The sequence below is a fragment of the Aphanizomenon sp. UHCC 0183 genome, from assembly GCF_009712065.1.
In the GTDB taxonomy this organism is placed as follows: Bacteria; Cyanobacteriota; Cyanobacteriia; order Cyanobacteriales; family Nostocaceae; genus Dolichospermum; species Dolichospermum heterosporum.
Genome location: NZ_VILC01000119.1, coordinates 1 through 10,815 on the forward strand (window position 1 = coordinate 1; position 10,815 = coordinate 10,815).

The following is a 10,815-nucleotide window of genomic DNA, read 5'->3' on the forward strand; positions in this document are numbered from 1 at the left end:
CCCCCAATTCTTGAGGGAAATAGAGCGATAGCGAAGCGCTGCTGCAAGCAGTTCGCCACCCGTACCCTACCAAATTTTTAGAGAAAACCCATGAACCTAAAACTATTATTAACAGCAGCCATAATGACTTGCATTGTCACCACAGCCACCCAAGCCAAAGCCGATACTTACAGGGCTGGGAAGTTCACAGTTACTATAAATGCTAATACCTACGTTGGTTGTGATGCTAAAGGAAACTGCATCAAATTAGAAGACGGTACAGGATGGCAAGATAATGGTTATCGGGGGATGACCTGGAGTAATGGGGATTATTACTACTCGATTTCTTGGAAAGAAGATTCTGATGACGGAATGTACTTAATGATTGTTAATAAGAGTAAACTAATTTTAGGTGAAAAACTGGTAGCAGTCTCAGAAAATACACCTAAAGTTGAGCTTAAATGGGCTATTTGGTGCGATGTAGTCAATATCAAATCTGGACAATTAGCACTGCGGTTTACTCCCAATGGCAAATCCAGAGCCGGTTTAAATAATGGTAATCATGTTTTACTCAGGAAACAAGAGGGGATTTGGGCCTATGTCGATGTGATTAGGGGACCAAATAAGAAAGTTAAGGGCTTGAAAGGCTGGGTTAATTCTAATTATCTTTCTTGCACTAAAGAACCCATTGATTAAATTTTGAAAATTTTTAAGGAAAATCTATGAAACCTGTTTTGAAGACCCAAAAATTAGCATTACCACAAGTACAACGATACCTACAGGGGGCGAAGCGATCGCTATTTATCTTAGGATTCAGTTTAATAACTTTAGGTGTTAACGAATTATCAGTATTAGCCCAAACTCGACAACCAACTAATGCAGAACTAAAAAAATTACGTCAAGAACTTCAACAATTTATCAGGTCAGTCAAAAATAATCGTACAGGTGTTGGTTATCTTCAAGTTCAAGATAGACTTACTCAAGTAGAAAAGAAGACAAGAGAATCCTTTGTACGTGCTTGGTCAAAGACTGAACCAGGACTAGCACCTTTTATGGGTATATGGTCTGGATATGAACATAGTGAACACATCTACCCTTCAAATACCAAAGGTAAAGTTTGTATTGTTTCAACTGGTGAAGGTTCTGGCAGTTTAACTACTGGCATTTTATCTAATGGATTAATAAAAATAAATGGTAGAAAAATAATGCTATTTAAAGAAGGAAATTTTTTGGGTTCCGCATTGCTCAAAAATGGCAGATTTGTAAGTGATAATGGTGAAATTCCTTTAAATAATCCCAGACCTATTGAACCGCTAAATAGATTACTACTTGAATATATATTTGAAGCATCAGAAAAAAGCAAAATTGAAAAACAATTTAAAGCTGCTGGTTGTACTTCTAGTTTACCAAATTCGTCTGCAAATAAATACACAACCCCAAAACAAAAACGTTTCTAAAATGAATAATCAAGAACTAAGTAGGTGAACAAAATAAAAATGAGGGGTATTGCGTTTTGTAAAATGGCTGAAACTCAATCAGAATCTCGCATTGAGACAACTTTACATACCTTTAAATTTTTCTGTTCACCTACTTAATCAAGGATGGCGTGAGAAAGCGATCGCCCAATTCTTAGGGAAACCCAGGCGATCGCTCTCCTAAATTCTTGAGGGAAAAAGAGCGCCCCCAATTCTTCAGGGAAACAAGCGATAGCGAAGCGCTCCGTAGGAATCGCCCCTACCAAATTCTTCAGGGAAATAGAGCGCCCACAATTTTTCAGGGAAACAAGCGATCGCCTCCCTCACCATAGACATCGCCCCCCACCAAATTATTAAGGGAAAAAAGTAAGAAAAGTAAGTCCCCAATGACACTAACTACAAGGTTACACCGGAAGAATGGCGACGGGTACATGAATTGCGGAATTAACCAATTATTGAAGGTGAATTAGGCGAACTGCTTGCAGCAGTGCTTCGCTATCGAAACACCTAAATTTTAAGTTTACTAATTAATATTGGGAGCATCAAATGTCCAATACTAACAATAAAGGCGCAATTATCAAAGTATTAGCTAGATTAACGACAACAGGAATATTTATTAAGAAACAGATAATGAAATACTTATTATCTTCAGTTCATAAAATAAATATTAAATTCCGAAAAATAAAATCTATATTTCCACTCTCAAATAGTGAAAGCAAGCAAAATGATTTAACATTTCATGAAATTGAAGAATTTTTATCATTACTAGAAAAAGAATGTCAATTAAACTTATCTAAAACCGAAAGATTGGCGGAAATCAAGAATGAAATAAAAACTACCGGAAGATATTGGCAAACTTATCACGAATTAGTTTACGGAACTAAGTTAGCATGGCGTAATAGCACTAGATGTATAGGTCGTAACTATTGGCATTTGCTGGAAGTTCGTGATTGTCGCAGTTTAAATAAACCAGATGAAATATTTTATGCTTTGGTAGAACATTTAAAATTAGCTACTAATAGAGGTCGAATTAAACCTTTGATAACTGTATTTGCAGCACAAGAACCCAATCAACCAGGTATCCGCATCTGGAATGAACAACTTATCCGCTATGCAGGTTATAAACAGTCTGATAGTTCTATTATTGGCGATCCGAAGTATGTAGAGTTCACACAAATTGTTCTTGAAATGGGATGGAAAGGAAGTAAAGGCACTCCTTTTGATATTTTACCAATTGTCATTCAAATGCCTAACCAGCAACCTCATTTATTCGAGTTACCTCCTGATGTAGTTCTTGAAGTATCAATTCAACATTCTGAATATCCTTGGTTTGCTGAATTGGGTTTGAAGTGGCACGCAGTACCATTAGTTAGTAATATGATGCTTGATGTTGGTGGAGTTAAATATACATCTGCTCCCTTTAATGGCTGGTATATGGGAACTGAAATCGCATCTCGTAATTTTGGAGATGAATCTCGTTATAACTTGTTGTTGGCTGTAGCACAAAGGTTAGGTTTGAATACTCGTAATAACTATACATTATGGCGAGATCGTGCTTTAGTGGAATTAAATATTGCTGTTCTTTACTCATTTCAAAAAGCTGGCGTAACTATCGTTGATCATCATACAGAAAGTCATAATTTTATCCAGTTTGAAAACAAGGAAAAATTAAATCAAAGACTTACTTATGCAAACTGGTCTTGGATTGTGCCGCCGATGTCTAGCTCTGCAACTCCAGTTTTTCATCACACCTATGAAAATATTGAACTAAAACCTAATTTCTTTTATCAGCCCGATCCTTGGCGACATTTTAATACTCCTCAAAAATCTGGTTGTCCTTTTTCTACCAGGGCAGGATTTACGCAACTCTAACAAAATGTGATTTCTAGCGATAGTGATCGCTTCCCCCTCGTAGACATCGCCCCTAGCAAATTGTTGAGAGAAGCGATCGCTTCTTCCTTCGTAGACATTGCCCCAAACAAATATAATAAAGTCAAAATATGGAATTTCTTTTTGTTTACGTCACTTGTAAAGACCGTGCTGAAGCTCTTAATGTAGGTAGAGCCGTAGTAGAAGCCCGTCTTGCGGCCTGTGCCAACATAATTGACGGTATAGACAGTATTTATTGGTGGCAAGGTGAATTACAAGTAGAAAAAGAAGCTATTTTAATTATGAAATCGCGCCGTGATTTATTTGCAGAACTAACAGCTAAAGTAAAATCAGTACACTCTTATCAAGTACCTTGTGTGGTGGCTTTACCAATTGAGGCAGGAAATGAGGATTACCTGAATTGGCTAATGGCAGAAACCAAGGCTACAGATATCACCAAATAGTTGTAAGTTTTATGTTACCTCATTCTTGAGGGAAACTAAAAAGCGATAGCGAAGCGCTCCGTAGGAATCGCCCTCCCAATATCCCCAAACAGCGATCGCACACAACTACTATAATTTTAGGCGATCGCACCCCAACATCCCCAAACAGTGAACTGCTTGCAGCAGCTTCGCTACCGCACACAACCCCCCCAACTTTAGACAATCGATCTCATTAGGACATCTTCTTCAAATTGCTAAATCCGATAACTATTACAATGAAAGGGATTAGAAGTACAGGGGGACTCGATAGGCCTTTTGCTAACAGTACAATTTGAGTCAGGCTTGTGAATGTGTAGGCATATACGCCCCACTTCTTCATTAGCCACATTCCGATCAAAGATACTAACCTTACGATTGATGCTAAGGCTAGGTAGGGAGGATACCATGGATACCATGCACCAATTGATGATGTAATAGGTGAGAAGATACGTAAAAATGAAGGTATTAGACCAAGAAAGCCAATAACACATATCACAGTTATAGCAATAGGTCTAGAACTTGTTGCATTCATAATAAACACCTTTATATCTCTTGTAATTTGGTAGTTTAACAAATAGGTAAGATTAAATTTCTGTCCCCACAAGTGACTAAAGGAGGTCTAGCGGCTTAATTGAGCGGCAAGCAATACTTCCGGTCAGCGATCGCTCCCGACTCAAAACCAGAATATCACAATACTGTCAGCACTAACGTTTTGTTACATAACACTATAGCTATGTAAACAAAATTTAAAACCAGGTGAAAAAACCTGCTAATTGAGTATTCGGGCAATTGCAGCGATAGCGAAGCGCTCCGTAGCGATCGCTGTGGGAAATTGTCTGAATCAGGATTTCCAGGATTTCAGGATTTACAGGATGAGGGATTCGGTGGTTAATTCGAGCGATCGCCCCTACCAAATTATTGAGAGAAATGATCGCCCCCAATTCTTGAGGGAAACCCAGGCGATCGCTGTGGGAATTTGTCTGAATCAGGATTTACAGGATGAGGTATTCGGTGGTTAATTCGAGCGATCGCTGTGGGAATTTGTCTGAATCAGGATTTCCAGGATTTCAGGATTTACAGGATGAGGTATTCGGTGGTTAATTCGAGCGATCGCTGTCCCTAAATCCCTAGATCCCCGACGTCTCTAAGAAGTCGGGGATCTGAATAACCTCACTTGTTAAGCGATCGCACCAAAATTGTTAAACAACACTCAAATTTACTCTCAAAACAACATCGTTGTAATCTTTATCCCCCCCACCGGCTAAATCCTCAAAACCAAAGACGTTATTTCCTAACAGACGAATATGATCTACCTTATCAGCATTAGCCCCTAAATAGGCAAAGTAAGCTTGGTCAACTTGTCCATTTAGAACTTGATCTACTGTCCGACCATTAGTAAGAATAAATGGAGCAAAAATACTTCCCCCTGTTAATGTCTTATCTGTAAAACTGGCAGTTCCTTGGTTATTAACTGTGAGGTCAATTCCCGCCACACGATTTTTGATAGCTGCTTGAGCATAACCTGATTCACCAGGACGGAAATCAACTGTACCATTGCCATCAATATCAATACCACCATTTTCATCTGCTACTTTATAAAAGCCAACGAAGTTGTTAAAACTAGCTTCTCTATTAACAACAAAATCAGCTTTTACATTGTTGGTTATACCTCTTAAATCAATGACTTCTCCTTGTTGTTTTCCTTGCAGATTTGTACCCAAGGGTAATGGGTTATTTGTGGATTTAATGTTGACTACCAAATCTTTGAAGTCAGTATTATTATTAGATCCATCTTTCCAAGCTAAGGAGAAACCATCACTACCCAAATTTATAATTTTTTGGCGGGAGAGGTCAGAGAAAAGTATGTCTGAAGTTGGGGTATTCCCATTTTTGACGTTATCAATTGTACCGTTTTTGACTAATAAGAATCTTAGGTTATTACCAGATTCAAATTCTAGTATGCTTGTGAGATTGTTGATATTAAAACCATTGGGGCGATTGGCAAGAGTTGAGAAAATCACTTTTGATTTGTTCAAAGCTGCTTGAGTATAACCTGTTTCCCCTAGAGCAATGCCATTAATTTTACCTTGGGCATCGTCAACTGTAAATACAGCCAATTCATTAACTAAGGGAGATTTAGATTCTGTAAGGGTAACTTGAAGTTTTGGGTTGCCAGAACCACCAGAAATAGTGAAAACATTATTTTCATTGAATTGTAGCGCGGTAGCGGAAGGTATTATAACTGCTTTATTCTGAGTTAAATAATTATCATTTATGCTGTAGCTAGATTCATTACTGAATACAATAATATTGTTATTTAAAGTACCAGCAACAACAGTAGTAGCTGTAATGTCTACTGTTGCTTTTGTTCCTGGTTCTAAGTTTCCTAATTCAGCTATTACATAGCCATCGGAGTCAATAAAAGTCGTCCCCTGACTAGCAATAACTGATACATCTTTTACTTTTAATGAACCAATATCATCAATTAATTTTACATTTGTAGCTTTGCTATTGCCATTATTAGTAACTGTAAGTGTATAGTGGATTTTGTCTCCTAAATTTATCGGAGTATCAGTTAAATTGCTAGTTAGTAATAAATAAGACAGATCAGAAGGAATTAAAGATGTTTCTGTAACTGTAGTTTCTAAAGTAGTTATATTATTGCTGATATCTGAATCATAAGTTTCAGTGGTGACACTAGCAGTATTAGTAATTATCCCTGTTGTTGGCACGGTTGTTGGCGCGGTAATAGTGATGAATACTTCTGCGGTTTGACCTTTTTCTAAATCATCAAGATTAAAAGTGAGTTGATTATCTAGTGAAATCGTGGGTGTAATGTTAGATGAAAGAAGGGTTACGCCTTCTGGTAATGTGTCAATAAGCTTAACGCCTTCAGCTACACTATCACCATCATTGGTGACTGTAACTAGATAAGTTAGATTATCGCCTACATTTACTATGTCTGCATTAGCAATTTTAGTGATAGATAAATCGGCTGCTTCTGTCACTTTTACTTGTCCAGTTGAATAACTACTTAAAGCAGGTGGGTTATTTTCATCCATGATCATTGCATAAATGTAATAATCTCCAGTAGCAATACCTTTTGTATTCCAAGTAAAACTTCCAGCACCGTCTGTTTCGTCAAGATCACCCTTAATTAAGATACCATCAAAGTCTTGATTGTTATCGTCATAAAATAGGCTAACCTTGGCATTTGAATCTGAATCGAAGGCATTATAGCTAATAATAACGTTTTGATCAGTGACTTCTGTTAAGGGTGAAGTGATTTCAATAGTAGGAGCTATGGAATCACGGAAAGCACTGTAAGTAACCTGACCTAAACCAGTGTCATCTACTGCATTAATGTCCCAAATACCTGGTTCTGGGTTTCTAACAATCACAACTCTAGTGGTTGAATTAGTAAGCTCATTAACAATGGCAATTTTTTCAGTTGCTGCAAAGTCAGACTCGTTAAAAATAGTACCATCAGGTGCTTTAACTTTAACTTTGACATTATCATTATCATTTTCCCAGTCAGCACCCATCAAAATCCAATCTGTTCCTGGTGCAATAGTAAAACTACTGGTTTTAGGTAAGTTTTTAGGTCCAATGAATTCTTTTTTGCCATCAAAAAAGACTTTAAATCCACCAACAAAACTCACTAAGCCCAGATTAATTTTGATCCAACCAGCACCAAAATCATCAGATGAATTGCCATTATTGGTAAAATTAAATAAGAAATAACCGGAAGCAGCTTCCTTCCCCCCAAAAAGAGGTAGACCTTGAGGAATTTTAACAATAGCTTCTCCGGACATAGTGATGTCAAAGTTGCTACTAGCTTTGAATCCGCCTTTGGTTGTAATCAAATCATTAATTAATGAGAAATCTCCTTTTGTCTCAAAAAAACCTTTGTTCCAGTTAATTTCTGCTTCCAGATTACCACTACGGGCAACTTCCTCATGAATAATCTTAAATTTACCATTACCTTTGATCCGCTCTTTATTAACGTTAACAGTAGCGTCAAGATCTACTAATGCTGCTTCAAATTTTTTCAGACCTATGGCAGTTAAATCAAAAGCTATTTTTGGTCCACCAGTTAATTTCAGACCACCTGTGAACTCAACAGGATTTGGATTGGAAGGAGCAAAATTTTGTATTTTTCCTGACAAACCTTGCAAAAAAGCTCCAGTACTGCCAATAGGAACATTTAATCCATCTACTTCAGCACCAATCAGATTTAGCTCTAGAGGTGGTAATTTAAACCCAAGTTCCAAACCTGCACCAACTTTCTTAGGTGGAACACTAGCCCCAAAAGGAAATGTTACTTTTGCACTACCACCAACTTCCTTTTTCAAAGTATCTATGTTTAGTTTAACCTCACTTAAACCCCATCCTTTCCCTAATTTAATATCAGTTTTTACAGACAGAGAACCCTTAATATCTGCCTTGCCATCTTGAATTTGAATGAAGTTCTTACCAGATAAATCGGCTGTGATGTTGCCTATTGTTCCTGATGCGAAAGGAGAAATTTCTAATTTACCTCGGATTAGTATTTTGTCTTCTGGAGCTATATATTCAATAGAAAAATTAGAAAATTCTTTGACAGGTAAAAATTTAAGAAGTTTAAAGTCTTTAAACTTCTTATCTGCTTCTAACTTAAAGTTAAAACCAAGTGTAAGATCATTCTGATTAATCAATATTGCATCAGGAATTACCCAATCCGATAAGCCTAAGTCACTAAGTAAGTCTAAGAATTCAAATTTGGCTCCAAAAGCAAGCCCATTCATATTGATAGTTAAACTGGTAAAATCAACATCCAGACCAGCTAATTGATATTGATCCTTAAAACTATTATCTTCTGTTAATGTACCAGTGCCAGTTTTAACATCTATATCAAATGTGCCTTTACTTTTAAATAGGGATTTATTTTTTACAGAATTATCACCAATTAGCGACGTAACTTGTCCATTAATAGTAATAGTTTTCTCGTCATACGTTACAGATCCAATTACCTTGATCATTGAAAGATTCTTTCTCCCAATGGTAATAGTTCCATTTAAAACAATTTTGCCGTCTTTTACCTCTTGTTTACCCTCAACTAAAGTAATGTTAAAGGGCAAAGAAATTTCAGGCAATTCATCATCATTTTTAATAGTTCCTATAGCAGTTTTATTTGTACCAACTGTATAACCCGTTCCCGTTAACAGGGTTAATACTACAGTTTCATCCTTTTCAATAAGTGTATCTTTTAAAGGGTCTATGGTTAAAGTTGCTTTGCTTTCGTTCGCAGCAAAAACAATTGTTCCGATTTTACCTGTAAATATGCCTGCACCTGTTTGGGTATAATCATTTTCAGGAGATTTGGGGATAAAGGTAGCTGTACCTCCAATATCATAACTGACAGTTAGGGATTTAGCTGTAGTTCCTGTACGGGTAAAAGTATAAAGCAATTTTTTTGTATTGTCGTCTTCATTAAAACTGCTGGGTGATGTTATTTCTAAATTAATAACACTATTGGTCGTGAATTTCCATGTTGTTTTTGAGTCTTTAAAACCAGCATAGTAATTCCCAGCTAAGTCCTGAACTGCTGTATCAGAAATTTGCACATAATATTCTGTTCCTGACGCTAGATCATCAGTGGGATTAATAGTTAGAGTTAGCTTATCAGGACTAATGGTGACATTATTACTAGTAACTACAATGGTTTCTACAATAGAATCATCTAATGCTTTTTTAATGAAAATATTGCCTGTACCTTTTTTTATTGCTTCATCAAATTTCAGCACTAAATTAGCATTGGCGGACACATTTGTAGCCTCATTAATAGGAGTTAAATTTGTCGCTTCTGGAGGTTTTTTGTCTGCTTGATTAGTTTCATCATTAGTAATAGTTCCCGTTGCTGATGCGGTGGTAATTGTTGCGCCATTGGTAGGACTGGAAAGAGTAACGGTAAAGGTTTCATTGGGTTCAATGCTTGTATCACCGCTAACATTTATGGTAATTGTTTCGGTTAGTTTATTAGGTGCAAATGTTAATGTACCAGAAGGTAAAGTTCCGCCAAAATCATTAGCATCAGCAAAATTAGTACCTGAACTTGTTACTTTCCAGTTAACACTATTTGTCCCTGTGGTATTACCTGTACGGGTGACGGTGAAGGTAAAGGGTTTATTGCCTGAATTTCCTTCCGTTTGAGTTACATTACTAGGAGAAATACTTAGATTGGCAACAGTTTCGTTAATGTCAGTTACACCAATAGTTAATTGTTTCTCAAAGGATAACCCACCCTGGTCTGTGGTTTTGACTCTAATGCTATAACTGTTTTTGGTTTCGTAGTCAAATATGGCTTTGGTTTGTAACTCATTATTACCAGCGATAATGAATGAATTGTTATTTGTATCACCTGTTCCTGATACTAGGCTATAGGTGAAGGTGTCACCAGTATTTGGATCTGTGGTGGTGAAATTACCAATTTTTGTATTAATGGGTTGGTTTTCGGCAACTGTGCTGTTATTTAAGGTGATGTTCGTGGGTGCTTGGTTGGTATCAGACTGATTGGCATTTATATCTTCTTCAAACCCGTTGCCTGTGTTTTTGTACAGTTTGGAAATATAAGTAACGCCAGTCAACAGGAAGTCCTGTTTACCATCACCGTTGTAATCTGCCCAAGTTACAGAACCATATAGAACACCAGGAAGGGAAACTGTGGTATCTTCCATAAACCCATTGCCTGTGTTTTTGTACAGTTTGGAGATGTAGCCTGAACGTGTGAAACCTGTTAAGAGGAAGTCCTGTTTACCATCACCGTTGTAGTCTGCCCAAGTTACAGACGTATAGTAAACATCAGGAAGGAAAACTATGGTATCTTCCATAAACCCATTGCCTGTGTTTTTGTACAGTTTGGAGAAGGAGCCAGTTGATCCCCCGACTGAACCTAAACCCGTTAACAGGAAGTCCTGTTTACCATCACCATTGTAGTCTACCCAAGTTACGGAATCATCCTCAACATCAGG

Annotated in this window: 7 protein-coding genes; 5 read left to right on the top strand and 2 right to left on the bottom strand. The window is 37.1% G+C overall.

Annotated elements, in window-relative coordinates; translation table 11 throughout:
• Window positions 1–90: 90 nt before the first annotated feature.
• From FJR37_RS26255 to FJR37_RS23700, 3 genes are all read left to right on the top strand, one after another.
• Complete coding sequence (locus tag FJR37_RS26255) at window positions 91–675, top strand: hypothetical protein (RefSeq protein ID WP_052149993.1); 585 nt, start codon at window positions 91–93, stop codon at window positions 673–675.
• 26 nt (window positions 676–701) lie between these two features.
• Window positions 702–1,436 (top strand): hypothetical protein, encoded by a 735-nt coding sequence (locus FJR37_RS23695; protein ID WP_168467284.1) that lies wholly within the window; start codon window positions 702–704, stop codon window positions 1,434–1,436.
• A 564-nt stretch (window positions 1,437–2,000) separates the two neighbouring features.
• Window positions 2,001–3,326 carry a nitric oxide synthase oxygenase gene (locus tag FJR37_RS23700; RefSeq protein WP_235335154.1) on the top strand — a complete coding sequence of 442 codons (1,326 nt, stop codon included), beginning with the start codon at window positions 2,001–2,003 and terminating at the stop codon, window positions 3,324–3,326.
• Here the strand turns inward: FJR37_RS23700 and FJR37_RS27510 are convergent.
• Entirely contained in the window at window positions 3,323–3,451 is a 129-nt protein-coding gene (locus tag FJR37_RS27510; RefSeq protein ID WP_256366899.1) for a hypothetical protein, read from the bottom strand. The genes FJR37_RS23700 and FJR37_RS27510 overlap by 4 nt on opposite strands.
• Window positions 3,452–3,454: 3 nt before the next feature.
• Here FJR37_RS27510 and cutA point away from each other — a divergent pair, with 3 nt between their 5' ends.
• Together cutA and FJR37_RS23710 are read left to right on the top strand one after the other, a co-directional pair.
• Entirely contained in the window at window positions 3,455–3,787 is a 333-nt protein-coding gene (gene cutA / locus FJR37_RS23705; RefSeq protein WP_168467285.1) for a divalent-cation tolerance protein CutA, read from the top strand.
• Between the two features lie 791 nt (window positions 3,788–4,578).
• Complete coding sequence (locus FJR37_RS23710; RefSeq protein WP_168467286.1) at window positions 4,579–4,824, top strand: hypothetical protein; 246 nt, start codon at window positions 4,579–4,581, stop codon at window positions 4,822–4,824.
• Between the two features lie 180 nt (window positions 4,825–5,004).
• Here the strand turns inward: FJR37_RS23710 and FJR37_RS27245 are convergent.
• Window positions 5,005–10,815, bottom strand: a 5,811-nt coding sequence (locus FJR37_RS27245; protein WP_168467287.1) for an Ig-like domain-containing protein, incomplete at its 5' end; no start/stop codon positions are given.